Source organism: Pseudonocardia phyllosphaerae, from assembly GCF_046546475.1.
GTDB classification, from domain to species: Bacteria; Actinomycetota; Actinomycetes; order Mycobacteriales; family Pseudonocardiaceae; genus Pseudonocardia; species Pseudonocardia phyllosphaerae.
The window spans coordinates 64,047-90,364 of sequence record NZ_JBKGXS010000014.1; the positions used below are offsets into that span (position 1 = coordinate 64,047).

Annotated in this window: 25 protein-coding genes and 1 tRNA gene; 13 read left to right on the plus strand and 13 right to left on the minus strand. The window is 71.4% G+C overall.

The window, feature by feature from the left end:
* Positions 1-4 precede the first annotated feature (4 nt).
* Positions 5-757, minus strand: a complete 753-nt coding sequence (lexA, locus tag ACLE50_RS21855; protein WP_410945493.1) for a transcriptional repressor LexA — start codon at positions 755-757, stop codon at positions 5-7.
* A 427-nt stretch (positions 758-1,184) separates the two neighbouring features.
* Between lexA and ACLE50_RS21860 the strand changes: the two genes are divergently transcribed.
* From ACLE50_RS21860 to ACLE50_RS21870, 3 genes are all read left to right on the plus strand, one after another.
* Positions 1,185-1,835 carry a hypothetical protein gene (locus ACLE50_RS21860; RefSeq protein ID WP_410945494.1) on the plus strand — a complete coding sequence of 217 codons (651 nt, stop codon included), beginning with the start codon at positions 1,185-1,187 and terminating at the stop codon, positions 1,833-1,835.
* A 398-nt stretch (positions 1,836-2,233) separates the two neighbouring features.
* A complete protein-coding gene (gene nrdR / locus ACLE50_RS21865; protein WP_410945495.1) occupies positions 2,234-2,722 on the plus strand; it encodes a transcriptional regulator NrdR in 489 nt (162 codons plus the stop codon).
* A 147-nt stretch (positions 2,723-2,869) separates the two neighbouring features.
* Positions 2,870-5,746 carry a vitamin B12-dependent ribonucleotide reductase gene (locus ACLE50_RS21870; RefSeq protein WP_410945496.1) on the plus strand — a complete coding sequence of 959 codons (2,877 nt, stop codon included), beginning with the start codon at positions 2,870-2,872 and terminating at the stop codon, positions 5,744-5,746.
* Positions 5,747-5,852: 106 nt separating this feature from the next.
* On the opposite strand, the gene ACLE50_RS21875 is transcribed toward ACLE50_RS21870, so the two are convergent.
* The gene (locus ACLE50_RS21875) at positions 5,853-6,842 is read right to left on the minus strand and encodes an alpha/beta fold hydrolase (RefSeq protein ID WP_410945497.1); all 990 of its coding nucleotides are present in this window, start codon (positions 6,840-6,842) and stop codon (positions 5,853-5,855) included.
* A 55-nt stretch (positions 6,843-6,897) separates the two neighbouring features.
* On the opposite strand from ACLE50_RS21875, the gene ACLE50_RS21880 reads away from it, so the two are divergent.
* Complete coding sequence (locus ACLE50_RS21880; RefSeq protein WP_410945498.1) at positions 6,898-7,392, plus strand: NUDIX domain-containing protein; 495 nt, start codon at positions 6,898-6,900, stop codon at positions 7,390-7,392.
* A gap of 28 nt (positions 7,393-7,420) precedes the next feature.
* Here the strand turns inward: ACLE50_RS21880 and ACLE50_RS21885 are convergent, their stop codons facing one another.
* Together ACLE50_RS21885 and ACLE50_RS21890 are read right to left on the minus strand one after the other, a co-directional pair.
* Complete coding sequence (locus tag ACLE50_RS21885) at positions 7,421-7,684, minus strand: hypothetical protein (protein ID WP_410945499.1); 264 nt, start codon at positions 7,682-7,684, stop codon at positions 7,421-7,423.
* Between the two features lie 80 nt (positions 7,685-7,764).
* Positions 7,765-7,977 (minus strand): helix-turn-helix domain-containing protein, encoded by a 213-nt coding sequence (locus ACLE50_RS21890; RefSeq protein WP_410945500.1) that lies wholly within the window; start codon positions 7,975-7,977, stop codon positions 7,765-7,767.
* A gap of 458 nt (positions 7,978-8,435) precedes the next feature.
* On the opposite strand from ACLE50_RS21890, the gene ACLE50_RS21895 reads away from it, so the two are divergent.
* From ACLE50_RS21895 to ACLE50_RS21905, 3 genes are all read left to right on the plus strand, one after another.
* Entirely contained in the window at positions 8,436-9,188 is a 753-nt protein-coding gene (locus ACLE50_RS21895; RefSeq protein WP_410945501.1) for a transglutaminase-like domain-containing protein, read from the plus strand.
* A 340-nt stretch (positions 9,189-9,528) separates the two neighbouring features.
* Positions 9,529-10,017 carry a DUF3145 domain-containing protein gene (locus ACLE50_RS21900; protein ID WP_410945502.1) on the plus strand — a complete coding sequence of 163 codons (489 nt, stop codon included), beginning with the start codon at positions 9,529-9,531 and terminating at the stop codon, positions 10,015-10,017.
* Positions 10,018-10,054: 37 nt separating this feature from the next.
* On the plus strand, positions 10,055-10,603 hold the full coding sequence (locus ACLE50_RS21905) for a hypothetical protein (protein WP_410945503.1): 549 nt from the start codon (positions 10,055-10,057) through the stop codon (positions 10,601-10,603).
* Positions 10,604-10,719: 116 nt separating this feature from the next.
* Here ACLE50_RS21905 and ACLE50_RS21910 read toward each other — a convergent pair whose 3' ends face one another.
* The 5 genes from ACLE50_RS21910 to ACLE50_RS21930 form a co-directional block, all read right to left on the minus strand.
* A complete protein-coding gene (locus ACLE50_RS21910) occupies positions 10,720-11,967 on the minus strand; it encodes a beta-ketoacyl-[acyl-carrier-protein] synthase family protein (RefSeq protein WP_410945504.1) in 1,248 nt (415 codons plus the stop codon).
* A gap of 55 nt (positions 11,968-12,022) precedes the next feature.
* Entirely contained in the window at positions 12,023-12,265 is a 243-nt protein-coding gene (locus ACLE50_RS21915; RefSeq protein WP_010231572.1) for an acyl carrier protein, read from the minus strand.
* A 56-nt stretch (positions 12,266-12,321) separates the two neighbouring features.
* Positions 12,322-13,302 (minus strand): beta-ketoacyl-ACP synthase III, encoded by a 981-nt coding sequence (locus tag ACLE50_RS21920; RefSeq protein ID WP_410945517.1) that lies wholly within the window; start codon positions 13,300-13,302, stop codon positions 12,322-12,324.
* Between the two features lie 5 nt (positions 13,303-13,307).
* Complete coding sequence (locus ACLE50_RS21925) at positions 13,308-14,231, minus strand: ACP S-malonyltransferase (protein ID WP_410945505.1); 924 nt, start codon at positions 14,229-14,231, stop codon at positions 13,308-13,310.
* A gap of 142 nt (positions 14,232-14,373) precedes the next feature.
* Positions 14,374-15,837 carry a PucR family transcriptional regulator gene (locus ACLE50_RS21930; RefSeq protein ID WP_410945506.1) on the minus strand — a complete coding sequence of 488 codons (1,464 nt, stop codon included), beginning with the start codon at positions 15,835-15,837 and terminating at the stop codon, positions 14,374-14,376.
* Between the two features lie 9 nt (positions 15,838-15,846).
* On the opposite strand from ACLE50_RS21930, the gene ACLE50_RS21935 reads away from it, so the two are divergent.
* Positions 15,847-16,611 carry a pirin family protein gene (locus ACLE50_RS21935; protein ID WP_410945507.1) on the plus strand — a complete coding sequence of 255 codons (765 nt, stop codon included), beginning with the start codon at positions 15,847-15,849 and terminating at the stop codon, positions 16,609-16,611.
* Positions 16,612-16,667: 56 nt separating this feature from the next.
* Here the strand turns inward: ACLE50_RS21935 and ACLE50_RS21940 are convergent, their stop codons facing one another.
* Together ACLE50_RS21940 and aceE are read right to left on the minus strand one after the other, a co-directional pair.
* The gene (locus ACLE50_RS21940) at positions 16,668-16,871 is read right to left on the minus strand and encodes a cold-shock protein (RefSeq protein ID WP_410945508.1); all 204 of its coding nucleotides are present in this window, start codon (positions 16,869-16,871) and stop codon (positions 16,668-16,670) included.
* A gap of 241 nt (positions 16,872-17,112) precedes the next feature.
* The gene (aceE, locus tag ACLE50_RS21945; protein WP_410945509.1) at positions 17,113-19,893 is read right to left on the minus strand and encodes a pyruvate dehydrogenase (acetyl-transferring), homodimeric type; all 2,781 of its coding nucleotides are present in this window, start codon (positions 19,891-19,893) and stop codon (positions 17,113-17,115) included.
* Between the two features lie 396 nt (positions 19,894-20,289).
* Between aceE and ACLE50_RS21950 the strand changes: the two genes are divergently transcribed.
* The 4 genes from ACLE50_RS21950 (at position 20,290) to ACLE50_RS21965 (ending at position 23,177) form a co-directional block, all read left to right on the plus strand.
* Positions 20,290-20,721 (plus strand): DUF3052 domain-containing protein, encoded by a 432-nt coding sequence (locus ACLE50_RS21950; protein WP_410945518.1) that lies wholly within the window; start codon positions 20,290-20,292, stop codon positions 20,719-20,721.
* Positions 20,718-21,179 (plus strand): peroxiredoxin, encoded by a 462-nt coding sequence (locus ACLE50_RS21955; protein ID WP_410945519.1) that lies wholly within the window; start codon positions 20,718-20,720, stop codon positions 21,177-21,179. The genes ACLE50_RS21950 and ACLE50_RS21955 overlap by 4 nt, the downstream gene beginning before the upstream one ends.
* Before the next feature lie 34 nt (positions 21,180-21,213).
* Positions 21,214-21,285, plus strand: a tRNA-Val gene (locus ACLE50_RS21960).
* A gap of 92 nt (positions 21,286-21,377) precedes the next feature.
* Positions 21,378-23,177, plus strand: coding sequence for a tyrosine-type recombinase/integrase (locus ACLE50_RS21965; protein WP_410945510.1), 1,800 nt, complete (start codon positions 21,378-21,380; stop codon positions 23,175-23,177).
* A 156-nt stretch (positions 23,178-23,333) separates the two neighbouring features.
* Here ACLE50_RS21965 and ACLE50_RS21970 read toward each other — a convergent pair whose 3' ends face one another.
* Entirely contained in the window at positions 23,334-24,569 is a 1,236-nt protein-coding gene (locus ACLE50_RS21970) for an MFS transporter (protein WP_410945511.1), read from the minus strand.
* A gap of 68 nt (positions 24,570-24,637) precedes the next feature.
* Positions 24,638-25,165, minus strand: coding sequence for a TetR/AcrR family transcriptional regulator (locus tag ACLE50_RS21975; RefSeq protein WP_410945512.1), 528 nt, complete (start codon positions 25,163-25,165; stop codon positions 24,638-24,640).
* A 219-nt stretch (positions 25,166-25,384) separates the two neighbouring features.
* On the opposite strand from ACLE50_RS21975, the gene ACLE50_RS21980 reads away from it, so the two are divergent.
* Entirely contained in the window at positions 25,385-26,119 is a 735-nt protein-coding gene (locus ACLE50_RS21980) for a response regulator transcription factor (protein WP_410945513.1), read from the plus strand.
* Positions 26,120-26,318: the final 199 nt, after the last annotated feature.

Sequence of the window (26,318 nt, forward strand, 5' to 3'; positions counted from 1 at the left end):
GGGCTCAGAGCCGGCGCAGGACCGCCACGACCCGTCCGAGGATCGACGCGTCGTCGCCCGGGATGGGCTCGTAGGCGTCGTTCGCCGGCATCAGCCAGATGTGACCGTCCTTGCGGCGGAACGTCTTCACCGTCGCCTCGCCGTCGATCATCGCCGCGACGACCTCGCCCTGCTCGGCCACGGGCTGCTGCCGGACGACCACCCAGTCGCCGTCGGTGATGGCGGCGTTCACCATCGAGTCGCCCTTGACGTTGAGCAGGAAGAGGGTGCCCTCGCCGACGATCTCGCGGGGGAGTGGGAACACGTCCTGCACGGCCTGCTCGGCCAGGATCGGCCCGCCGGCCGCGATGTCACCGATGAGCGGGACGAACGCCGGCGCAGGGTGCTCGGACCGCGACGCCTCGGTGTCTGCCGAGCCGTCTGCGGAGCCGGTGTCGGGGCTGCGCACGTCGACCGCACGCGTGCGGTTCGGGTCGCGCCGCAGGAAGCCCTTGCGCTCCAGGGTCCGCAGCTGGTGGTGCACCGACGACGTGGAGGTCAGTCCCACCGCGTCGCCGATCTCGCGGACGCTCGGCGGGTAGCCGTAGCGCTCGACCCACTCGCGGATGACCTTCAGGACCTTCCGCTGCCGCGGGGTCAGCTTCGCGAGGTCCGGGTCGTGGAGCTGCCGGACCTCCGCCGACACGGCCCCCCGGGCCTCTGCGGACACGGCCCCGGCGGGCCCGCCGCGGGACCCGCCTGCCTCGTCGCCTGCCATGGAACTTCGCCTCCTCAGGTGTACCGCCTCGAACACTAGCGGTAAACGGCCCGAGCGCCAAACATTCGTTCGAACGGTGTACCGGCGTGTCGTGCCACGGTACCGGCTCCGGTGGTACAACATCGCACGAGCGTTCGATCGAACACCGGTTCGATCGATCATGTGGCCACTCCGGCCGGGGGTTCCGTACGCGGGGTCCCGGCCGGGGTGCCGCCCGCGGAGACCGGAGGTTCCGATCGGGTCCGCGGGTGCTCCCACCAGCGGAGACGTCATTCCTGTCGGTGGGCGCTGCTACACAGCTCGCACGCTCGTTCGACGACCCCGGGGAAGGGTCGCCGGCCGGGCCCACGTCGACGCCCGGCCGGGCGACCGACGGCGACACGGCCGCCCGTCCCCGGGCGGCGGCCGGAGACCAGCAGGAGGAGACATGCCGGAGCTCGAGGTGAGTCGGTGGGCCGGTGGCCGGTCCGCGGAGCGGGTCGCCGGTCGGCGCACACGAGCACGGGTGCGGCCGTGCGGCGGGGCCGCCGGCCGTGCGGGCCGTGGCCTCGCCGCGCAGCGGGCGTCCACCGGGCTGCGCTCGGTGAGCTGCCCGGACGCGCCCGTCGCGGCGCCGTGGGGCGTGCCGCGGACCGCCGGGCCGGCGCCGGGTGTGCCTGCGTCGCAGGTCCCCGAGGGGGCGTCGCAGGGGCGGGGTGCGGTTGTCACCCCGCTGCGTCCGGTGCCGCCCCGGCGTCCGCTCGGTTCGGACCGGCACCCCGCGGGCCGTGCGCTGCACGCGTCGCGTGCCGATGGCTCGGCGGGCGTGGCCGTCCCGGCGGTGCCGGTGGGGCCACCGGTGCTGCGTGCGGTGCGACCGGCCGGGCGGGCCTGTGTGGCGCGGCCGCGCCTGCGTCCGGTGTCGCGGCGGGCGGCCGGCCGCGGTGAGCGGGTCCTGGTCGGGGTGGCGACCGCGCTGGCCTCGGCCACGGCTGTCGTCGTGCTCGGCCTGCTCGGCGACTCCGCGCACGGCTGGAACACCGCCGCGGCGCACGACGTGCCGGGTGCGCCCGCGGCGAGCGTGCTCGACGGTCGCTGAGGCGCTGCGGGCCGCTGCCGGGGCCGTGCCCGGGCCTCTCGCAGGCGGCGCGCGGGGCCGCGACACGCCGGTGCCGCCCGGCGCGGTCGTGCCGCATGTCCCCGACGGGGGACGCCGCCCGGCGCGACCGGACGCGGACGTCCGGCGGTCGGTCCGGCGGGGCCTCCCGGTCTGATCAGCGGATATGCACGTGTCCATGATCGACCGGGCCCGGCCGGGCCTCGGACACGGTGTGCGAGGCTGCTCCGCACGATCGGGCGAAGCCGTGATGTGGGGTTGCCCGGCGATGGTGGCCCCTACATGTGGGGGTTACAGTGGTGTCGTTCGCCCAGAGATGGGGAGTGGACCACGCAACAGACCGGTGACCGGTCGCCGTCGGGGAAAGGGGTGCGCGCGCTGTGAAGTGCCCGTTCTGCCGCTGCCCGGACTCCCGCGTCATCGACTCGCGGACCACCGAGGACGGGACCTGCACCCGCCGTCGCCGGTCCTGCACCTCCTGCCAGCGGCGGTTCACCACGGTCGAGGAGGCCGTGCTCGCCGTCGTCAAGCGCAGCGGGGTGACCGAACCCTTCAGCCGGCACAAGGTCGTCGGCGGGGTGCGGCGCGCGTGCCAGGGCAGGCCGGTCGACGAGGACGACCTGCAGCAGCTCGCGCACAAGGTCGAGGAGGCGGTGCGCGCCAACGGTGCGGCCGAGATCCCCAGCCACGAGGTCGGCCTGGCGATCCTGGGCCCGCTGCGGGAGCTCGACGAGGTCGCCTACCTGAGGTTCGCGAGCGTCTACCGGTCGTTCTCGTCCATCGAGGACTTCGAGAAGGAGATCGCCGACCTGCGTTCGGCGGCTGCCGGGGAAGCAGCCGACGACGAGGCCGGCCCACCCGACGGCTGACCGTGGCCCCGCCCGCCGTGCGTGACGCACCCGCGGGCGAGGTCACACGAGCAGGACGGGGGAGCGGGTGGCGCACGTCGCCGCCCGTCGTCCGCGCACCCCAGCGCGCGGACACAACACGACATGTCGGATGTGCGGAGGAAGTTCATGACCGAGACCGTCGGGGGCCCGACCACCGGAGCGGACGGCGCGGACGCGCCGGCGAAGACCGCGCGCAACCGGGGCAAGGCCGGCGCCAAGCGCCGCGGCCTGCCCGTGCAGCGCGTCTTCACCACCGAGGGCGTCCACCCCTACGACGAGGTGGAGTGGGAGCGCCGCGACGTCGTCATGACGAACTGGCGCGACGGGACGGTCAACTTCGAGCAGCGCGGCGTGGAGTTCCCGTCGTCCTGGTCGGTGAACGCCACCAACATCGTCACCAGCAAGTACTTCCGCGGCGCCGTGGGCAGCGCAACCCGCGAGTCGAGCCTGCGTCAGCTGATCGACCGGGTCGTCGGCACCTACCGCCGAGCCGGTATCGAGCACGGCTACTTCGCCACCGAGGCCGACGCCGAGATCTTCGACCATGAGCTCACCTGGATGCTGCTGCACCAGGTGTTCAGCTTCAACTCGCCGGTGTGGTTCAACGTCGGCACCGCCAGCCCGCAGCAGGTCAGCGCCTGCTTCATCCTCTCGGTCGACGACACCATGGAGTCGATCCTGAACTGGTATCGCGAGGAGGGCCTGATCTTCAAGGGCGGCTCCGGTGCCGGCCTGAACCTGTCCCGCATCCGGTCGTCGAAGGAGCTGCTGTCCTCCGGCGGCACCGCCTCGGGCCCGGTCTCGTTCATGCGCGGTGCCGACGCGTCCGCGGGCACCATCAAGTCCGGTGGCGCCACCCGGCGCGCGGCGAAGATGGTCGTGCTCGACGTCGACCACCCCGACATCGAGGAGTTCGTCGAGACCAAGGCCCAGGAGGAGGCGAAGATCCGCGTCCTGCGCGACGCGGGCTTCGACATGGACCTGGGCGGCTCCGACATCACCTCGGTGCAGTACCAGAACGCGAACAACTCGGTCCGCGTGAACGACGAGTTCATGCGCTCGGTCGAGGAGGGCACCGAGTTCGGGCTGCGCGCCCGGATGACCGGTGAGGTCATCGACCGCATCGACGGCCGCAAGCTGTTCCGGGAGATCGCCACCGCCGCCTGGAACTGCGCCGACCCCGGCATCCAGTACGACGGCACGATCAACGACTGGCACACCTGCCCGGAGTCCGGGCGGATCAGCGCGTCGAACCCGTGCTCGGAGTACATGCACCTGGACAACTCCAGCTGCAACCTGGCCTCGCTGAACCTGCTGAAGTTCCTCGACGCCGACGACACGTTCGACGCCGAGACCTTCGCGAAGGCCGTCGAGCTGATCATCACCGCGATGGACATCTCCATCTGCTTCGCGGACTTCCCGACCGACCCGATCGCGGACACCACGCGGAAGTTCCGCCAGCTGGGCATCGGCTACGCCAACCTGGGCGCGCTGCTCATGGCGACCGGGCACGCGTACGACTCCGAGGGCGGCCGTGCCCTGGCAGGCGCCATCACCTCGCTGATGACCGGTGCCGCCTACAAGCGCTCCGCCGAGCTCGCCGGTGTCGTCGGCCCCTACGAGGGCTACGCCCGCAACGCCGAGGCCCACCAGCGGGTCATCCGCAAGCACGCCGCGGCGAACGACCAGATCCGGCACTACGCCGCGTCGGCGCCGATCCAGACCCTGGCCACCCAGGTCTGGAAGCAGTGCCAGCAGATCGGCGACGCCGAGGGCTGGCGCAACGCGCAGGCCTCGGTGCTGGCGCCCACCGGCACCATCGGCCTGATGATGGACTGCGACACGACCGGCATCGAGCCGGACCTGGCGCTGGTCAAGTTCAAGAAGCTGGTCGGCGGCGGCTCCATGCAGATCGTCAACCAGTCCGTGCGCCGCGCGCTGGACAACCTCGGTTACCCGGCCGAGCAGGCCGAGGCGATCGTCGAGTACGTCGCCGAGTACGGCCACGTCGTCGACGCGCCGGGCATGAAGCCCGAGCACTACGAGGTGTTCGACTGCGCCATGGGGGAGCGGTCGATCGCCCCGATGGGCCACGTCCGCATGATGGCCGCCGCGCAGCCGTTCCTGTCCGGTGCGATCTCCAAGACGGTGAACATGCCCGAGCGGGCCACCGTCGAGGACGTCGAGCGGATCTACCTCGAGGGCTGGCGGCTCGGCCTGAAGGCGCTCGCGATCTACCGCGACAACTGCAAGGTCGGCCAGCCGCTGTCGGCGGGCAAGGGCGGCTCCGGTGAGAAGACGGCCGCCGACGGTGCCGAGCCGGAGAAGCAGGTCGTCGTCGAGCAGCGCCCGGTCCGCAAGCGGCTGCCCAAGAAGCGCCCGAGCCAGACCGTGTCGTTCACCGTCGGCGGGGCCGAGGGCTACCTGACCGCCGGGTCCTACCCCGACGACGGCCTCGGCGAGATCTTCGTGAAGCTCGGCAAGCAGGGCTCCACGCTCGCCGGTGTCATGGACGCCTTCTCCATGTCGATATCGGTCGGCCTGCAGTACGGCATCCCGCTGGAGTTCTACGTCTCGAAGTTCTCCAACCTGCGCTTCGAGCCGGCGGGGATGACCGACGACCCGGACGTCCGGATCGCCACCTCGGTGCTGGACTACCTGTTCCGGCGCCTGGCGCTCGACCACCTGCCGTACGAGAAGCGGGCCCAGCTGGGCATCTTCTCCGCCGACGAGCGGACCGCCCAGGTCGCCAACGACTACGCCGGTTCCGAGAGCCTCGACATGGAGGAGTTCCGCTCGACGGTCCCGTCCACCGAGGAGAAGCACGAGGAGGCCGGCGTCGCCCCGGCCCCGGTCGAGGTCGGCAGCTCCACCGAGCTGCTCGAGCTCCGGCTGGGCAAGGCCGCGGACGCTCCGCTGTGCATGACCTGCGGGACGAAGATGCGCCCGTCCGGGTCCTGCTACCTCTGCGAGGGCTGCGGCTCCACCAGCGGCTGCAGCTGACCCACGCGCGACGCCACGGGGCGGTACCGGATCTCCGGTGCCGCCCCGTCGGCGTCGCGGGGCCGGCCCGGCGAGCCGGCGGCGTGGCACCCCGGTCCCGGTGAGGCTAGGTGGCCGACACCGGGCCCGGCAGCTGCACCGGCGCCGGGCAGCGCAGCAGCTGACGCCACTGCTCGGGGCTCCACCGGGCCGGTTCGGTGGAGCCCAGGAACTCCTCCAGCACCCCCACGAACCGGGCCGGGTCGGTGTGGAACGGGAAGTGCCCGGCGTCGTCGAACACCTCCAGCCGGCTGCCCGGCATGGCCCGGTGCGCGGTCCAGGCGTGTTCCACCGGCACGACGGCGTCGCGGGCGCCCCAGACCAGCAGCGTCGGCATCCCCCGGGTCAGGTAGCAGCGGTCGAGCATCGTCACGACCTGCCCGCGCCAGTCGACGACGGCCCGCAGGGTCCGGATGAACGCCGCCCGCGACGTCGCGTCCGGCAGCGCGTCGACGACCCGCAGCAGGTCCACCGCGTCCTGGCCGAGGTCGGTGCCCAGCAGCCGCAGCGTCTCGACGACCAGCCCGGTCTGCCATCGCACCCCGGGCAGCCGCAGGGCCGCGAGCAGCGCCTGGGCACCGGGGAGGCTGACCGCCCGCAGCAGCGCGGTCACCTCCGGTCCCGCCCCTCCGGAGTCGACGAGCACGAGCCGCTCGGTGCGTTCGGGGAACTGGTAGGCGAACTGCATCGCGACACCGCCGCCGAGCGAGTGCCCCACCAGCGTCGCCCGGCCGATGCCGAGCACACCGAGCAGGTCGCGGATGCCGTTGGCGTAGGCGGCCACGGAGTAGTCGGCGCGCGGCTTGTCGGAGTGCCCGTGCCCGAGCAGGTCCGGCGCGATGACCAGGTGGCCGCGGGCCAGCGCCGGGATCACCGCCTCCCAGGTCGCCGAGCTGTCCCCGATCCCGTGCACCAGGACCACGGCCTCCCCGGCCCCGGCCACCCGGAACGCGCGCCGGTAGCCGTGCACGGTCCGGAACCGCAGGTCGGAGCCGCGCTGCGGCACGACCCCCAGGCGGTCCGAGACCCGCCTGCTCCGGGGCTCGCGGACGGTCATCGCACGGACGGTAGGGGGATCCGGTTACCCCGGTGTTGCGCCGTAGGGTCGCCGGGTGACCGATCGCTACCAGCTGGTCCCGGCGTCGTACGTCCTGTTGCTGCGCCCGGCGCAGCCGGGTGGGCCGGATGCCGAGGAGGTCCTGCTCCAGCTCCGCGCGAACACCGGCTTCATGGACGGCCACTGGGCCGCCGCCGCGGCCGGGCACGTCGAGGCGGGGGAGGGCGCGGTCGCCGCCGCCGTGCGCGAGGCCGCCGAGGAGATCGGCGTGACCGTCGACCCGGCCGACCTGGTCCCGCTGACCGCGGTGCACCGCACCCTCGCCACCGGCGACCCGCTCGACGAGCGCGTCGACTTCTTCTTCACCTGCCGGCGCTGGACCGGCGAGCCGCACACGAGGGAACCCGACCGCAGCGCAGGACTGGACTGGTTCCCGCTCGACGCGCTGCCGGCCGAGACCGTGCCGCACGAGCGGGCCGTGCTCGAGGCGCTGCTCGCCGAGCGTCGCGGCGGCGCGGACGTCGCTGCCGTGCGCACCTACGGCTACTGAGCAGCGGCCGACGCCGCCGAGCAACGGGCTACTCCGGCTCCACCAGGCAGATCTCGGTCGTCACGTCGGGGAGGTCCTCGGGATCGTCGGCGGGGTCCATCGAGTAGTGCAGGACCCAGTCGACCTCGTAGTCGTCACGCGGGACGCCGGGCGGGGCGAAGTTGACCCACTCGCCGGTGCGGGGCAGGACCCGGAACCACCGGATCTGCGACGGCTGCTGGCCGATCCGTACCAGGGCCGGGACCAGGTCGGTGGCGGTGCTCGTCGGGTCGGTCGGAGTCGGGCTGCTCATCCCGGCCGATTCTGGCGGGCCACACCGGACGGAGGCCACCCCCGGTTCCGGCGCGTGCCGCGGCGGCCCGGCCCGCGCGCTCAGCCCGCGGTGAACCGGGCCGACTCGATCAGTCCCTCCACGGCGTCGGGCGGGACCCGGAATGAACGTCCGAACCTGACCGCCGGTAGCTCCCCGGAGTGCACCAGCCGGTACACCGTCATCCGGGAGACGCGCATCCGCTCGGCCACCTCGGCCACGGTGAGGAACGGCGCATCCTGCCCGGGGCGTTGTTCCGGAATGCCGGTACCCATCGTGTGCGCCCTCCCCTGCCGGCGCCGCCGCGGCGGTCACCGACCCCTCTCGTCACGTCCGTCGAACCCTCGGCCGGTGCGCACCGTCCGGGACGCGGAGGTGAGTACGACCGATCGTTGCGCGGTGACGTTAGCGGAGACCGCACCACCCTCCGGGGGGTCGAGCTGTCCCCGGATCGGATGGAGTGTCCGACTGTGATCGGCGCAGCGTGACCATTCCGACGTCGACGGTGGCGGAGCGTGCGGTTGTGGGCAACCGGGCAACAGGCGGGCCGCGCAGCTGGACACCCCGGCCGCCGGACACCCCGGCCGCCGGACACCCCGGCCGCCGGACACCCGCACGGCCGGGCGGGCGGTCCGGGCGCGCAACCCGGACATCAGGTGCCCGAACGGCCGAACCGCTTCCCGCCCCGCGGACGAACACCCTGTACCGCACCGGATCCCGGAGAGGACTGCAGATGGTCGATCCGCCCCGGCCGATCCCCGGCCCGATCGCCGTGCCATTGGATGCCGAGCCCGAACCGACCGACCGTGACCTCGCCCCGGCCCGGTTCGTCGACTCCGACGCCCCGGCCGTCCTGGCGTTCGCGGAACGCGCCTGCGGCGGGGCCGCCGCAGCGGAGCGCGCCACCCCTGTTGCTCGCGCCGTGGCCGTGTTCGACGCCGTGCGCGACGGCGTCCGTTACGACCCGACCCGGATCACCACCGACCCGGACGCCTACCGGGCGAGCCGGGTCGCGGCCGCGTCGTCGCACTGGTGCGTGCCGAAGGCGGTCCTGCTGACCGCCGCGGCGCGCGCCGCCGGGATCCCGGCCCGGCTCGGCTTCTCCGACGTCCGTAACCACCCCGGCGTCCGCAACAACCCCGGCGTCCGCAACAACCCCGGCGTCCGCGACCACCCCGGCGCCACGCCGCTGCGCGAGCAGCCTGGCGAGCAGGAGCTGTTCTTCTGGCACGGCTGGGTCGCGCTGTGGCTGGACGGCCGGTGGGTGCGGGCCACCCCCGCGTTCGACGCCGAGCAGTGCGCCCGCGCCGGCGTCGACCCGGTCCCGTTCGACGGCCGCGCCGACGCCCTCGTCCACACCCGCGAGGGCACCGGCGAGCATCTCCCGAGCCACGAGCGCGACCGCGGCACGTTCCACGACCTACCGCTCGACGACGTCGTCGCGACCTTCAGGGAGCGCTACGGCGAAACCGTGTTCACCGGCTGAACGATCCGGGTCATCTACGATTCACCTGCGCCGTCCGTGTCCGCTGCGTGATCGCATCACTCGTACGGGTGACCCTCCGACGGTGGAGTGATCATCTACACCCCGCGACCCGCGCGCCGGGTCGCGACACGCCGTGCACGGCGCACACGGTCGACGTGTCGGGCTGGCCGGTCGTCGCCCGATACGGCAGAGTGGACCCACATTCGCTCCCCGACCCGCGGAGGCCCACCGCAGAATCTGCCACATGCGCCACAGCAGCCCCATGTGACACACGCAACCGACGCCGACAGTCGCGAGGACGTAGGGGAAGACGATCCTCGTCGACGTAGCGGAGGTAGCAGTGAGCACACGCGGGGTGGTTTTCGTCCACTCGTCGCCGACTGCGGTCTGTCCGCACGTCGAGTGGGCGTTGTCCGGTGTCCTCGGCACACGGGTGTCCCTCGAATGGTCCCCGCAGCCGGTGGCGTCCGGGCAGATGCGGGCCGAGTGCTCGTGGGTCGGGCCGTCCGGTAGCGGCGGCGCGCTCGCGGGAGCACTGCGGGCCTGGTCGATGCTGCGGTTCGAGGTGACCGAGGAGCCCGGCCCCGGGGTCGACGGCGAGCGGTTCATGCATGTCCCGGGCCTCGGCATGTGGACCGGGCGTACCAGCGCCAACGGTGACGTCGTCGTGGGCGAGGACCAGCTGCGCACCGTCATGGCCGAGTCCGGTGGCTCGGGCCTGTCCCGGCGCATCGACCAGCTCCTGGGCACCGCCTGGGACGACGAGCTGGAGACGTTCCGCTTCGCCGGTGACGGCGCGCCGGTGACCTGGCTGCACCAGGTCGGCTGACCGACCGGCAGACTGGGGTCGTGCACGGAGCAGAACAGTGAGCGCCCGCGCGTGGGCGCTCGTCGCGGTCCTGCTGGTCGCCGTGGGGATCGTCGCCGGCGTCGGCTGGAAGTCCGCGTACTCCGCTCCGAGCGGGACGACGACCGCCGCCGCACCGCCGGGACTGCCCGCCACCGGAGCCGGCAACCAGAACGTCGTGCTGAGCGCCGACGCGGCCGCGCACCCCGCCGCCACCCTGGTGCGCGACCGTATGCAGCTCTACTTCAACGCGATCAACACGCGTGACCACGCGACCTGGTCGCAGGTCGTCGACCCGGAGCGGGTGGTGAAGCAGAGCCGCGAGGAGTGGCTCGCCGGCGTCGGGACCACTCAGGACGGCACCATCCGGATCGACCGCATCGACCCCGACGAGGGCGGGGGAGTGCTGGCGCTGGTGCGCTTCGTCAGCACCCAGGACCCGAAGAGCGGGCCGCCGGGGCTGCAGGTCGGGCGGATCTGCTGGTACGCGACCTACCCGATGGCCGGCTCGCCGCCGCGGATCCGCGCAGGCGACACCGCGTCGATGTCGACCGCCGGGCCCTGCTGACCGGAACCGCGCGACCCCGCGAACGCCGAACCCGGCGAACGCCGAACCCGTGAACGACGACGGCGGGGCCGGCGCACTCCGCGGAGCGCGCCGACCCCGCCGGGTCGGAGAAGGCCTCAGGCCTTGGTGAACAGCAGCGAGGCGTTGTGCCCGCCGAAACCGAACGAGTTGTTCAGCGCCGCGTCCACCGTGGTCTTGCGGGGCTCCCCGGCGACCACGTCGAGCTCCACCTTCGGATCCTTGTCGACGAGATTCCGGGTGGCCGGGATGACGTCGTCGCGCACCGACAGCAGCGCGATGATCCCCTCGACCGCCCCGGCCCCGCCGACCAGGTGCCCGAGCGCCGACTTCGGCGCGGTGAGCACCGGGTGGTCACCGAGCGCGTTGCGTACGGCCACTGTCTCGCCCACGTCGCCGACCACCGTGGAGGTGGCGTGGCAGTTGACGTGGGTGACGTCGGCGGGCGTCAGCCCGGCGACCTCGACCGCCTTGCGCATCGCCCGGATCTGTCCCTCGCCCTCGGGGTCGGGCCCGGTGATGTGGTACGCGTCCGAGGTCATCCCGATCCCGGCCAGCCGGCCGTGGATCGTGGCGCCGCGGGCCTTCGCGAACTCCTCGCGCTCGAGGATCATCACGCCGGCACCCTCGCCGAGCACGAACCCGTCGCGCCCCGTGTCGAACGGCCGCGAGGCGCCCTCGGGGTCGTCGTTGCGCTGGGACAGCGTGCGGGACTGCACGAACCCGGCCACGGTGATCGGCACGATGCAGGACTCGGCACCGCCCGCGATGACCACGTCGGCGTCGCCGTCGCGGAGCATCTTGTAGGCCCACGCGATCGACTCGGCGCCGGTCGCGCACGCCGACGCGGGCGCGTGCGCCCCGGCCCGTGCCTTGTACTCCAGGCTGACCATCGCGGCAGGCCCGTTCGGCATGAGCATCGGGACGGTCAGCGGCGAGACCTTGCGCAGCCCCTGCTCCTGCAGCACGTCGTTCTGCGAGAGCAGGGTCGGCGCGCCGCCGATCCCCGCGCCGAGCACGACCGCGAGCCGGTCACCGTCGACGACGGCGCCGTCCTCGTCCGGGACCGCGCCCAGACCGGCGTGTTCCCACGCCTCCCTGGCCGCGACGACCGCGACCTGCTCGCAGCGGTCCATCCGGCGGGCCTGGACCCGCGGGATGACCTCGGTGGGCTCCACCGCGAGCTGGGCGGAGATGTGCACCGGCAGGCCGAGCCTCTCGACCCACTCGGCCTGCGTGGTGCTCACGCCGGACTTCCCGGCGAGCAGCGCCTCCCACGTGGAGGCGGCGTCCCCGCCGAGCGGGGTGGTGGCCCCGAAGCCGGTGACGACCACTCCGTCGGTCATGGTGTCTCCTCCTACTTCCCGGCGGACCCGCGGAACGCGCTGCCGCCGGAGCGGCTCACTGGTGCTTGGCGATGAAGTCGACGGCGTCGCCGACGGTCTTGAGCTCGGCCAGCTGGTCGTCCGGGATCTTCGCGCCGAACTTGTCCTCGGCCTGCACGGCGATCTCGACCATCGACAGCGAGTCGATGTCGAGGTCGTCCACGAAGGACTTCTCGGGGGTCACCTCGGCGGTGTCGATGCCGGCGACCTCCTCGACGATCTCGGCAAGCCCGGACAGGATCTCAGCGTTGTCAGCCACGGTCGGTGTCTCCTCGGAAAGGTGGGGATCGGTGTCAGTCAGGTCGGTGTCCGCCGTTACGGGCAGACGACGACCTGTCCGGCGTAGGACAGGCCTGCGCCGAAGCCTACGAGCAGCAGCACGTCGCCGGACCGTACCCGGCCTGCCGCGCGCATGTGGTCCAACGCCATGGGGATCGACGCGGACGAGGTGTTGCCGGAGGTCACGATGTCGTCGGCGACGACCATGTCCTCCCGGGCGCCCTTGAGGCGCAGCTTCTTCGCGATCGCCTCGACGATGCGCAGGTTCGCCTGGTGCGGGATCAGCACGTCGACGTCGGCGGGGGTGAGCCCGGCCCGGTCGAGCGCGTCGAGCGCAACGGGGGCGATCGCCGTCGTCGCCCAGCGGAAGACCGACTGGCCCTCCTGGAAGAGCTTGTTCGTGGTCTCGTCGAGCACCCGGATGGTGGGGGAGAGGTCGCCCGCGCTGCCCCAGCTGACCGGGCCGACGCCCACCTCGTCGTCGGAGGCGGCCGGTCCGAGGACGGCGGCGCCGGCGGCGTCGGCGAAGATGATGCAGGTCGAGCGGTCGTCCCAGTCGACCCAGTCCGACAGCTTCTCCGCGCCGATCACCAGCACGTGCCGGGTCGAGCCGGCGCGGATCATGTCCGAGCCGACGCCGAGGGCGTAGCAGAACCCGGCGCAGGCGGCGTTCAGGTCGAACGCGGCGACGCCGTTGGCGCCGACCGCGGTGGCGATCTGTGCGGCCGCGTTCGGGATCGGGTTGGGCATCGTGCAGGTCGCGACGACGACCGCGTCCAGCTGCGACGGGTCGACGCCGGCATCGGCGAGCGCGCGGCGCCCAGCCTCGGAGGCCATGTCGGGCAGCGAGGTCTTCTCGTCGGCGATGCGGCGCTCGGCGATCCCGACCCGCGAGCGGATCCACTCGTCGCTGGTCTCGACACGCTGCTCGAGGTCGGCGTTGGTGACGACGTGCTCGGGCTGGGAGCTGCCGATGCCCAGGATGCGGGCGCCCGGGGCGCCGGTGGCGAGCTGCATGCGGCTCACTTCCCGTGCTCGGCGACCAGCTCGGCCGCGGCGTCGAGCTGGTCGGGGGTCTTCAGTGCCAGGGTCGGCGTGCCCTTCAGCGCGCGCTTGACCAGGCCGGTCAGGGTCGCGCCCGGGGGCAGCTCGATCGTCGCGCCGACGCCGCGCTCACCGAGCGCGGCCATGCAGGAGTCCCAGCGGACCGGGCGGGTCACCTGCGCGACCAGGCGGCGCAGCGCGTCGTCGCCGGAGGACACGGCGTCACCGTCGGCATTGGACAGCAGGGTCAGCTCCGGGTCGGCGACGGCGACCGAGGCCGCGTGCGACTCCATCGCCGAGCGCGCCGGCTCCATGTGCGCGGTGTGGAACGCACCGGCGACCGGCAGCTCCTTGACCCGAGCGCCCTCGGGCGGGGACGCGACCAGCTCGGTGATCGCCTCCTTCGCGCCCGCGGCGACGATCTGCCCGGCACCGTTGCGGTTGGCCGGGTCCAGGCCGAGCTCGGACAGCCGGGCGAGCACGGTCTCCTCGTCGCCGCCGAGCACGGCGGCCATCGAGGTCGGCGCGACGGCGCAGGCGGCGGCCATCTCGCGGCCGCGCACCCCGGCCAGGGCTACGGCGGCGTCGTCGGTGAGGACACCGGCGATCGCGGCCGCGGTCAGCTCGCCGATCGAGTGCCCGGCGACGACGGTGTCCGCGGGCAGCTCGACGCGCTCGCGCAGCCGGCGCGCGGCCAGCAGTCCGAGGGTCACGATCAGGGGCTGGGTGACCGCGGTGTCGGTGATCTCCTCGGCGTCGGCGGTGGTGCCCAGGCGCACCAGGTCCAGGCCGACGGCGTCGGACCAGCCGGCGACGGCCTTCTCCGCGGCCGGGTCCTCCAGCCACGGGCTGAGCATGCCGGGGGTCTGGGCCCCCTGGCCGGGCGCGAGCAGGGCGATCACCGGGACATCACACACCTCTCGGGGTCGACGACGGGATATCGGGAACGACGAACTTCGGTCCGGACCGTTTGGAGGTTTCCTCCAACGCGGTGCTGTGACCGCCACCTCGTTACCGGTACGTAGTGACAGCTGTTTGTAGGGTTCACGACATGCCGTCCGCTCCTCGTCCGGCGTGGGCGAAGGGGTCGGCGACGTCGTCGTGATCATGCCCCGGCGTCGTGTCGGGGGCGGGACCGGGGGAGCCCGGGCCGGGTACGTCGGTCGCGGTGACCGGCTCGGTGACCTCGCGGGCCCGGTCGACGCGGTCGGCGACCAGGGCCGCACGCAGCACGAACGCCTCGCGCGCATCGGTCGGGGCGCGACCGGTCAGCTCCGCGATCCGCCGCAGCCGGTACCGCACGGTGTTGGGGTGCACGTAGAGCGTGCGCGCGCAGCCCTCCAGCGACCCGCCGCCCTCCAGGTATGCGGCCAGTGTGCCGAGCAGCTCGCCGCCCGCGTCGTGCAGCGGGCCGAGGATCTCGGTGGCCAGCCGCCGTCGCGCGGTCGGGTCACCGCACAGCGCGCGCTCGGGCAGCAGGTCCGCGGCGCCGACCGGACGTGGCGCATCCGGGCGGCCCGGCGCGGCGGCCAGCCCGGCGAGCGCCTCGGCGACCGAGGGGCCCGCGCCGGCGAGGTCGGCGCTCGGCGGCCCGGCGACCACGGGCCCCGGGCCGAAGTGCTCGGCGATCCCGGCGAGGGCAGGCCCGGCGTCGGCGGAGCCCGTACCCGGCTGAGCCGTCCTCCCGGAAGTCGTGTTCCCGGAAGCCGCGCCACCGGAAGCCGTGGCCCCGGACGGCGTGCCGCCCGCGCCGGTGCCGCCGGAAGCGGCGCTGCCCGAGCCGTGGCCGGCCGAGCCGGTGGCGTGCAGCAGGACCACCAGCCGTCGTCCCTGGGCGCCGACCAGGACGTCGTGCCCGAGGCGCCCGGCGGACCGGCGAAGCTCGACGATCAGCCGCGGCGACTCCGGGCCGGAGCCGGGCACGCTGCCGACCAGGCAGTGCACCGGCGCGGCCGGGTCCCAGCCCAGCGCCGCGGCCCGGGAGACGAGCGCGGCGTCGCCTTCGCCGCGCAGCACGGCGTCGACGACGAGGGCCTCCAGCCGGGCGTCCCAGGCGCCGCGGGACTCGGCGGCTCCGGCGTAGACGGTGGCTGCGGTGAAGGCGATCTCGCGCCCGAAGCGCAGCACGGCATCGGTGATCGCGTGCCGTTCCCGCTCGTCGGCGGCCAGCGGGGGCAGCCGCTGCTCGAACACGTCGACGGCGATGCGCACCAGCTCGACGGTCTGGCGCAGGCTGATCCGGCGGGCCAGGTCGCGCGGCGCGGTCCGGAACGCCTCGGCGGTCAGTGGGGTGGTGCGGCCGGGTTCGCGTACCCAGGCCACGAAGCTCGCGACGCCGGTCTGGGTCACCAGGGCGACGCCGGCGCGCTGCTCGGCGGGCAGCCGCGCGAACCACGGCCGTCGGCGCTCCATCTCCGCCAGGCAGGCGGCCGCGAGCCCGCCCGAGGCGAGCTCGAGGCGGCGCAATGTCGCGGCCGCGACAGGCGGGTGACCCACGTCGGGCAGCATGACACGACGATGAGCCCCTCCACACGACGCGACCACGTCCCGACCGTGCTGCGTGCCGGTGAGCGCTTCCGCACGGAGACCGGCTGGCTGGACTCGCGGCACAGCTTCTCCGCGGGCGCGCACTACGACCCGGCGAACACCCACTTCGGACTGTTGCTGCTGCACAACGAGGACCGGGTCGTCGCCGGGCGGGGCTACGACGAGCACCCGCACCGCGACACCGAGATCCTCACCTGGGTGCTCGACGGCGCGCTGGAGCACCGCGACTCCGGCAGCGGCCGGGCGGCGCGGGTGTACCCGGGGCAGGCGCAGTACCTGGGTGCGGGCGCGGGCGTACGGCACTCCGAGCACGCGACGCCCGAGGGCGGCGTGCGGTTCGTGCAGATGTGGGTCGTACCCGACGAGCCGGGCGGCGACCCCGTGCACGCGATCCGCGACGCCCCCGATGCGCGCGACGACGCCACGGTCGTGCTCGCCTCCGGGCTGACCCGGCACCGGGACACGACGCTGCTGCCGCTGCGCCAGCACCAGGCCGGGCTGACGGTGATCCGGCTACGGCCGCACGGCACCGCGGAACTGCCCGCCGCCCGGTTCGTGCACGCGTTCGCGGCACGGGGGACGGCGCGGCTGGAGGGCCAGGACCCCGCGGACGCACCGCTGGCCGTCGGGGACGCGGCGCGGCTCGTCGACGACGGGGCACGCCGCATCACCGCCGGTGACGACGGTGCGGAGGTCCTGGTGTGGGAGATGCACGGGGCCCTTGGCCCGGGCTGACGCTCGCGGGGAGGTCGCGCGGGGCGGTCAGGGCGACGTGCTCGCCGGGGAGTCGCTCAGAGCGGGGTGACGCCGCTGGCCTGCGGCCCCTTCTGTCCCTGCTCGATGTCGAACGACACGCGCTGACCCTCGTCGAGGGTCTTGTAGCCGTTGCTCTGGATCGCCGAGTAGTGCACGAACACGTCCGCGCCACCACCGTCGGGAGCGAGGAAGCCGTAGCCCTTCTCGCTGTTGAACCACTTGACGGTGCCCTCTGTCATTCTTGCTCCCTCGTTCCTGCGGCCCGGGACACCCGCCCCGGGACCGTCGACCGGCGACGTTCACGGTCCACGCACCGGCCGGACGGACGTGGGCTCGATCACGCCACGCCCGTCGAGCGGAGCCTATCGCGATCCGCGCCGGTGGGGGAGGGCGAAATCCGGGCCGGTCAGCAGGGGTGCACACACCGGCGGCCCGCCACCCGGACGAGGGTGACGGGCCGCCGGAGGCGTGCGGGGCGGGTCAGGCCGCTCCGCCGTCGCCGATCTGCGGGCCTGCGGCCTGCGGGTCGTCGATCTTGTAACCGGCCGCGGCCTCGGCCGCGGTCTCGGTCTTGACCAGGCCCTGCTTGGCCAGCGCCGACAGCGCCCCGACGACGATCGACTCGGCGTCGACGGCGAAGTGACGGCGCGCGGCCGGGCGGGTGTCGGACAGGCCGAACCCGTCGGTGCCCAGCGACAGGAACGGCGCCGGGGACCACTGGCGGATCTGGTCCGGGACGGCCCGCATCCAGTCCGAGACCGCGACGACCGGGGCGTCGGCGTTGTCGCCCTCGCCCAGCTTCGTGGTCACGTACGGCACGACGGGCTCGTTGCCCGGGTGCAGCAGGTTGAGGTGCTCGGCGTCGACGCCGTCGCGGCGCAGCTCGCCCCACGACGTCACCGACCACACCTCGGCGCGCACGTCCCACTCGTCGGCCAGCATCTGCTGGGCCTGCACCGCCCACGGCACCGCGACGCCGGAGGCCAGCAGCCGCACGACCGGGCCGTCGCCCGCGGGGGCCTCGGCGTAGCGGTACATGCCGCGCAGCAGGCCCTCGGTGTCCACCCCGGCCGGCTCGGCCGGCTGGACGTAGGGCTCGTTGTAGACCGTCAGGTAGTACATGACGTTCTCGGCGTGCTCGCCGACCATGCGGCGCAGGCCGTCCTGGACGATGTGCGCGACCTCGTAGGAGAACGCCGGGTCGTAGGACACGACCGCGGGGTTGGTCGAGGCGAGCAGCAGCGAGTGCCCGTCGTTGTGCTGCAGGCCCTCACCGGTCAGCGTCGTGCGGCCCGCGGTGGCGCCGACGAGGAACCCGCGGCTCATCTGGTCGGCCGCGGCCCAGATCGAGTCGCCGGTCCGCTGGAAGCCGAACATCGAGTAGAAGATGTAGACCGGGATCATCGGCACGTCGTGCGTGGCGTAGGACGTGCCCGCCGCGGTGAACGAGCCGACCGAACCGGCCTCGTTGATGCCCTCGTGCAGGATCTGGCCCTGCTCGGACTCCTTGTAGGCCAGCATCAGCTCGGCGTCGACCGAGGTGTAGTTCTGGCCCTTCGGGTTGTAGATCTTCTGGCTCGGGAACATCGAGTCCATACCGAAGGTACGGGCCTCGTCCGGGATGATCGGCACGAAGCGCGCGCCGATCTCCTTGTCCTTGATCAGCTCACGCAGCAGCCGGACGAACGCCATCGTGGTGGCGACCTCCTGCTTGCCGGAGCCCTTCTTCACGAAGTCGTAGACCTTGTCGCCGGGCAGCACCAGCGGCGTGGACTTCGTGCGCCGCGACGGGACGGGGCCACCGAGACGGGTGCGGCGCTCCTTGAGGTACTGGATCGCCGGGTCGTCGTCGCCGGGGTGGTAGTAGGGCGGCTTGTACGGGTCGGCCTCGAGCTGCTTGTCCGAGATCGGGATCCGCTGCTGGTCGCGGAACTGCTTGAGGTCGTCGAGCGTCAGCTTCTTCATCTGGTGGGTGGCGTTGCGGCCCGCGAAGTGCGAGCCCAGGCCGTACCCCTTGATGGTCTTGGCGAGGATGACGGTCGGCTGGCCGTGGTGCGCGGTCGCGGCGGCGTAGGCGGCGTGGACCTTGCGGTAGTCGTGGCCACCGCGCTTGAGGTTCCAGATCTCCGCGTCGCTCATCTGGTCGACCATGGCCTTGGTGCGCGGGTCGCGGCCGAAGAAGTGGTCGCGGACGTAGGCGCCGTCGTTGGCCTTGTAGGTCTGGTAGTCGCCGTCGGGCGTGGTGTTCATCAGGTTGATCAGCGCGCCGTCGCCGTCGGCGTGCAGCAGGGAGTCCCACTCCCGGCCCCACACGACCTTGATGACGTTCCAGCCGGCGCCGCGGAAGAACGACTCGAGCTCCTGCACGATCTTGCCGTTGCCGCGGACCGGGCCGTCGAGGCGCTGCAGGTTGCAGTTGACGACGAAGGTCAGGTTGTCGAGGTTCTCGTTCGCCGCGACGTGGATCAGCCCGCGCGACTCCGGCTCGTCCATCTCGCCGTCGCCGAGGAACGCCCAGACGTGCTGGTCACGGGTGTCGGAGAACCCCCGGTCGCCCAGGTAGCGGTTGAACCGCGCCTGCATGATCGCGTTCATCGGCCCGATGCCCATCGAGACCGTGGGGAACTCCCAGAAGTCCGGCATCAGCCGCGGGTGCGGGTAGGACGGCAGCCCCGCGCCGGCGCCGCCGTGCGAGAGCTCCTGGCGGAACCCGTCGAGGCGGTCCTCCGACAGCCGGCCCTCGAGGAACGCGCGGGCGTAGACGCCGGGGGAGGCGTGGCCCTGGATGTAGACCTGGTCGCCGCCGCCCGGGTGGTCCTTGCCGCGGAAGAAGTGGTTGAAGCCGACCTCGTAGAGCGTCGACGACGACGCGTAGGACGAGATGTGCCCGCCGACCCCGATCCCCGGCCGCTGCGCGCGGTGCACGGTCATCGCCGCGTTCCACCGGATCCAGCGGCGGTAGGCGCGCTCGGTCTCCTCGTCGCCCGGGAACCAGGGCTCCCGGTCGGTGGGGATGGTGTTGACGTAGTCCGTGGTGGTCAGCGACGGGACGCCGACGTGCTTCTCACGGGCCCGCTGCAGCATCGTCAGCATCAGGTACCGGGCGCGCTGCTGGCCGACGTTGTCGAGCACCGCGTCGAAGGACTCCAGCCACTCGGCCGTCTCCTCCGGGTCGATGTCCGGGAGATGGTCGGCGAGACCCTCCCGGATGACACTCACGCGACGCGCTTCCTCGCCGTCCTTGTTGCTCTGCGCGGTCAAGGGTTCTCCCTGCCTTGGTCCGTCGGTGGCCGGGGAGTGCCCGACCTCTGCCTCACGTCCGCGGTCGCACCAGGGACCCCGGATGGCGGGACGGCGAGGTGCGACGCTGCCGGCCGGATCGGGCGGGCGTGTCAGCCTTCATCGTGCCCTCTCCGGCGCTCGCCCGAAACTCGCGCCCACCCGGGGAAGACGACGGTTCCGATGCGTTCCGGCGAGGATAGGTACTACTCGTACGTAACAGAATGGACCCCCGGGTGACGCTCCCCGCAGGGCTCCGGCGGTTGCACAGGGTCGCTGCCACGTGATCGGATGCGCCATCCGATTCCGCGCGGGGGCTGGCGCTCACCCGCGGAAGCGTTGACGATGGACTGCGTGAGCAGCGTGAGAGGGGAACGAGTGGTGACCGCGGCAGATGCCGGTGCAGCCGACATCGCGGGCAAGCTCGGCGTGGAGCCGGGCATGATCGTCCAGGAACTGGGTTACGACACCGACGTCGACGAGCAGGTTCGCTCGGCCGTCGAGGACACGATCGGTGAGGAGATCCTGGACGAGGACGCCCAGGAGGTCATCGACGTGGTGCTCCTGTGGTTCCGCGAGGGGGACGGCGACCTGGTCGACACCCTGGTCGACGCCCGCACCCCACTGGCCGACGACGGCATCGTCTGGGTCCTGACACCGAAGACCGGTCGCGACGGTCACCTGGCGCCGTCGGAGATCGCGGAGGCGGCCCCGACCGCCGGGCTGTCCCAGACCTCCAACGCCACCCTGGGTGACGACTGGGTGGGATCCAAGCTGGTCCCGCCGAAGCAGGGGAAGGGCAAGCGCTGACCGTTTCCGCCGGATCGGTGGCGCCGCCGTTCGCGCTGCCCGACCAGCACCGCGCTCCGGTCACGCTGGAGTCGGTGCTCGGGCAGGGCCGGGCGGCGCTGCTGGTCTTCTACCCCTTCGCGTTCTCCGGGATCTGCGGTGGCGAGCTCACCGCGGTCCGGGAGTCGCTGGAGGACTTCCAGAACCCGCGCGTGCAGGTCCTGGCGATCTCGTGCGACCCGACCTTCGCCCTCGCGGCGTGGGCGGAGTCGGCCGGCTTCGCCTTCCCGCTCCTGTCGGACTTCTGGCCGCACGGAGCGGCTGCCTCGGACTACGGCGTGTTCAACCCCGCCAAGGGCATGGCGCTGCGCGGGACGTTCCTGGTGCAGCCGGACGGCGTCGTGTCGTTCGCCGAGGTCAACCAGCCCGGGGAGCCCCGCGACCAGGACGGGTGGCGCCGGGCCCTGGCCGCCGTGTGAGACTGTTCGACGCCCGGGGTGGACCCGGGTTTCCGGGCGCGTAGCTCAGCGGGAGAGCACTCGGTTTACACCCGAGCGGTCGCAGGTTCGAACCCTGCCGCGCCCACGCCTCTGACCTGCGGTTTCGCCGAGTGCATGATCGTTTTCCGACGCTCGTGGATACATTTGTGGTGCGAGTTGGTTCGTACACTTGTTCCCGTGGCGGCACCAACGGCGCATCGGACCCGGGCGCGGGGGGCGATCGAGAAGCTGGCGAGCGGAGGCTTCCGCGTGACCGTCTACGCCGGCATCGACCCGGTCTCGGGGCGTCGCCACTACGTTCGGGAGACCGTTCCGGCCGGTCCCACCGCGGCCCGGGAGGCGCGGAAGGTTCAGCGCCGGATCACTCATCAGATCGATGAGCGCCGTACCCCTCGGACGAGTGCCACCCTCGATCAACTTCTCGATCGGTACCTGGCGACGATCGACGTGGCAGCGACTACGCACCGTGCTTACACGCGCTACCTCGAGCGGCACGTCCGCCCGTTTCTCGGTCGGAAGACCGCCGGGGGAGTAGGTGCGGAGGCGGTCGACGCGCTCTACGCCGAGCTGCGCCGGTGCCGTGAGCACTGCACCGGGCGCGGCAGGCGAATTGATCATCGGACTCCGCGTGAGCACACGTGCGACGAGCGCTGTCGGCCGCACGAGTGCGTGGGTCTCGCTCCCGCGACGATCCGGCACATCCACTTCGTGCTCAACGGCGCGTTCAAGGCGGGACTTCGTTGGAGCTGGGTGTCGGTGAACCCGATGGATCTGGTGACCCCGCCGGCGAAGCCGCCGCCGGACCCGCAGCCCCCGTCCCCGGCGGAAGCAGCACTGATCGTGAGCAAGGCGTGGGAGGACCCGGACTGGGGCGCGATGGTCTGGTTGTTCATGACCACCGGGGCCCGCCGTGGAGAGCTGTGTGCGTTGCGGTGGTCGCACATCGACCTGGACACGGGCACTCTGACGATTCGTCGTGCCGTCGCCCAGAACGGCCGCACGGTCGTGGACAAGGACACGAAGACCCACCAGCAGCGTCGTCTCGCGCTCGACGACGAGACCGTGGAGGTGCTGCAGGAGCATCGGATGCGGTGGGAGGAGCGGTTCCGGGTGCTCGGCCTGGGCCCGCTCTCTCAGGCGGCCTTCGTGTTCTCGCTGGCTCCCGACGGCGCTGAGTGCCGGAGGCCGGGCTCGGTCTCGCAGCGGTACTCCCGTCTCGCGGCGAGCGTCGATGTGGTGAGCCACCTGCACAACTTGCGGCACTACTCGGCGACCGAGCTGATCGCCGCTGGAGTGGATGTCCGGACGGTGGCGGGCCGACTCGGTCACTCCGGCGGAGGGGTGACGACGCTGCGGGTCTACGCGGCGTGGGTGTCCGAAGCCGATCAGCGTGCGGCTGCCGGCCTGGGAGCGCGGATGCCGGTGCGTCCGGCTGCGGAGACGAGCCTGGAGCGGGTTCGCCGGGATCCGCGGTCGACTCGGGAGAAGCTGGCGGTCGAACTGCTGGAGCGGATCGAGTCCGGGGAGGTTCCGGACGGTGGGCGGCTGCCCGGGGTGAAACTGCTCGCAGCGGAGAAGGGCATCGCGCCGAGCACGGTGCATCGGGCGTTCGAGCTGTTGTGGCAGTGGGGTGCCCTGGTGGGAGCGCGGGGGCAGCAGCCGCGTGTTCGTCGTCCTGCGGCGGAGCCCGAGGCCGCTGTCCACGCTGCGCCGCAACTACGTGATGCGCGCATGCCGGGATCGGCGGCGACTTACTTCACGGCGGTCGTCCGAGGGCCGGGTGGTCTGCGCTGCGCTCCTCGCGTTGTCACGGGAGATTTGAACGATCCCACGTGTTTTCGCGAGCATCTGCTGGGAATAGCCCGCATCGAGGACCCAGAACACGTGGACGAGGGTGAGTCCTGGATCGGCCGGTACGAAATTGAAGTGGCGCCAATTGCCTCGCCAGAGGCGCCGGCCGTCGTCTTCAGGTGGTAGGTGACTTACCACACTAGGGTCGTGGTGCAGGACGCGAAGGCCGATTCTGCCAGCACGACGTGCGCTCCCTCGGCGGCAAAGGCCGCGCAGAGCCCAGATCGCCCGCAGCGCCGGTGATGAGCACGACCCGGCCGGTGAACCGTTCCTCCGCCCTCATCAGACGTGTCCTCCAGACCTGTTTGGATCCGCTCCAGTGCGCGGTTCGTCGACTGCTGCGAGTCCACGCTGGGAATCGCGCGGTGCGGCGCCGTGACGCCGACTGTAGACGAATGGTGCCACACTGACTAGTGCCAGCAGCGCGAACACCGCACCGGTCCACAGCGGCGCGACCAGTCCGAGGCCGGCGCTGATGGTCAGCCCGCCGATCCAGGAACCGAGCAGGATGCCAACGTTGATGACCGAGGTGTGCACAGTATTCACGAGGGGGCGGCCGTCGGCGACCCGCATCACTCGCGCCACCATGGCCGGATTCATCGACACCCCGACCGCTCCGATCGCGACCAGCGACACGACCACGAGGATCCTAGAGGATGCGCCGAGCGCGAATACCGACAGGAACACCGTCAGAACGATAAGGCCGCCAATCTGGACGAACATCGTCCATCGGTCCGCCAGACGTCCAACTATGACGTTTCCAGCAACCGTCGCGATTCCATACGCCGCCAACAGAACTGGCACGGCGGCCGCATCGAACCCGCTGACCTGGGTGAAAATCGGGGTGAAGTAGCTGAATCCAGCGAACACCGCGCCGATGATTAGAGTACTGGAGGCGTAGGCGGACCACAGCATGCCGTTACGGAATGCCGCTAGCTCGGCCCGCGCGTCGATTCGCTCCGGAACGCTGTCACGGGGCACGAGGGACGCGATAAGCACGCCCGCTGCGGCGGTCAGGCATCCGATCATCCAGAAACTGGTTCGCCAACCGGTCAGCTGGCCCACGGCAGTCGCGAGAGGGAGACCGATCACCGTGCCGATCATCAGGCCGCCCAGCACGATCGACGAGGCCCGACCCCGTTGATTCTCGGGGACGAGGTCCGCGGCGACCGCCAGTGACGTCCCGAAGAAGGCCGACGATGCGACCCCGGTGATCAGCCGTGCGGCCACCATCACAGGGTAGGAGGGTGCAAGTGCCCCGAGCACATCACCCGCCACGAAGATTGCTGCCAGCACCAGCAGAGCCTTCTTCCGAGGCAGGCGGAGCAGGGCGAATGTCAGCAGTGGCCCACCGACCACCATGCCGATTGCGAACGTCGAGATCAGATAGCCAACCTCCACAATCGACACCCCTAAGCCCTCAGCCACCTGCGGCATAAGGCCGGACATCATGAACTCACTACTGGTCATCGAGAAGATTCCGAAGCCCAGCACGAACACCGCCAGGGGAATATCCACACCCTTTCTGTGTTGATCGGTACAAAACATGGTCACAAAGAGTCTGACGGCTGCCGATCGATGAGAGACTAGAGGGAGTCGACCGTACCGCGTACCACGTCTTCCAGCGTTTCTCTTTCGGCTACAGCGCCGAGCACGCGCAGTCCGTAATATGTGCTGAGGAATGATCGTGCTAGTTCTGATGCGGGGCGGTTTGTGGTGATCTCTCCGGCGCGCTGGCCCGCGATGATCGTGTCGTGGATGGCAGCCTCTAGTCGTTGGAACTGACCGCTCACTAGCTTCACCACGGCGTCATCACGGCCGGTCGTCTCTGTGGCGGCATTGATGGTCATGCATCCGCGCCGCGTCGGGTCGGACAGGTCGGTGTCGATGACCCATTCCATCAGGTTCCGCAGCTTCGTCTTCGCCGTTCCCGGAGCCTCGAGAATCGCTACCTGCAGCGCTACGCCGCGGTCGGCGTAGCGAGAAAGAGCGGCTTCGTAGAGTTCGTGCTTGCTGCCGAAGGCGTTGTAGAGGCTGCTGCGTCCGAGTCCTGTGGCGTCACACAACTCAGCTGTTGACGCCGCTGCGTAACCCTTGCTCCAGAAGACCTCCATTGCCGACTCCAGGACGGTCTCAATATTGTACTCGCGCGGCCGCCCTCCTGGTGCTCTCGACGCAGGTACGCCGATGTTGTCGTTGTTGCCGCACTTCGAGTTCACTTGCCATCTCCGCAAAGTTCAACCGCGTTACCGGCGTCGTATTCCAAAGTATCAGACTGACCAGTACAGTACTTGGTCGAGAGTGAGGCAGCAAGCCGTTGGGGGAGTGGTTTGGTGATCGAGTACGGACTGGCGATGCCGTCGGATGATGTTGCCGGGCAGTCGAACCCGACGACGAGGTCGACGAGGTCGACGAGGTCGACAGCGCTCCTCGTTCGCCTCTCGGTGGAGAACTCGGTGCTCCGGTACGGACTGGAGCACCTGCTGGAGTCAGTGCCGTGCGCCAAGATCTCTATTGACCACAGCGACGCGCAGCAAGTCCCGCGGCACGCGTCGACGTCGGTCCGTGTCGTGCTTGCTACGGAGTACCTCCGTACTGCCTCGTATGGCCCGAACGCAGCCGGGCGAACGCTCGTCGTCGTTGACACCTCGAGTGAATCCACCACCGCGCAGCTCGTCTCCTCCGACGCCTCGGGCTTCGTCGAGCTCTCTCGGCTCAATGCTGGCAGGCTCGGGAATGCCCTCGAACGCGTCGCGCGAGGCGAGACTCCTATTCCGGAGTCGATGGTTCGATTCCTGCGGGGGAGTCCGCGCGGATGCGACAGTAATCAAGCCATGAAAGGGGTGGAGCGCACTGCGATCGACACCCTCACGCCTCGTGAGTACGACGTCCTCGTTGAACTCGTGAGGGGGCACAGTAACAAGCTGATCGCGCGGGAGCTGGCTATTTCTCAGCACGGGGTTAAGCGCCTGGTTTCCAATATCCTCGCCAAGCTTCACTGCCCGAACCGGACGCTTGCAGTGGCATGTGCCATGAAAGAAGGAATTGGGGTCATCGAACGCAATTGAACGCTTTCCAGTGGTGGATCCGCCGCTATCGGCGAGGCCTCGTGCTGCCGGCAGGCCCGTCGCCTACGCAGCCAGCCCCGTAGGATGTGCTGTCGTTGCGGGGGTCGGTGCTGCTGACGGCACCGTTGTGGGACTCGTGAGCGGTGCCGGACTTGTGTACGGGTACAGGAGTAGCTGATGTCGCCAGCAGGCCAGGGGT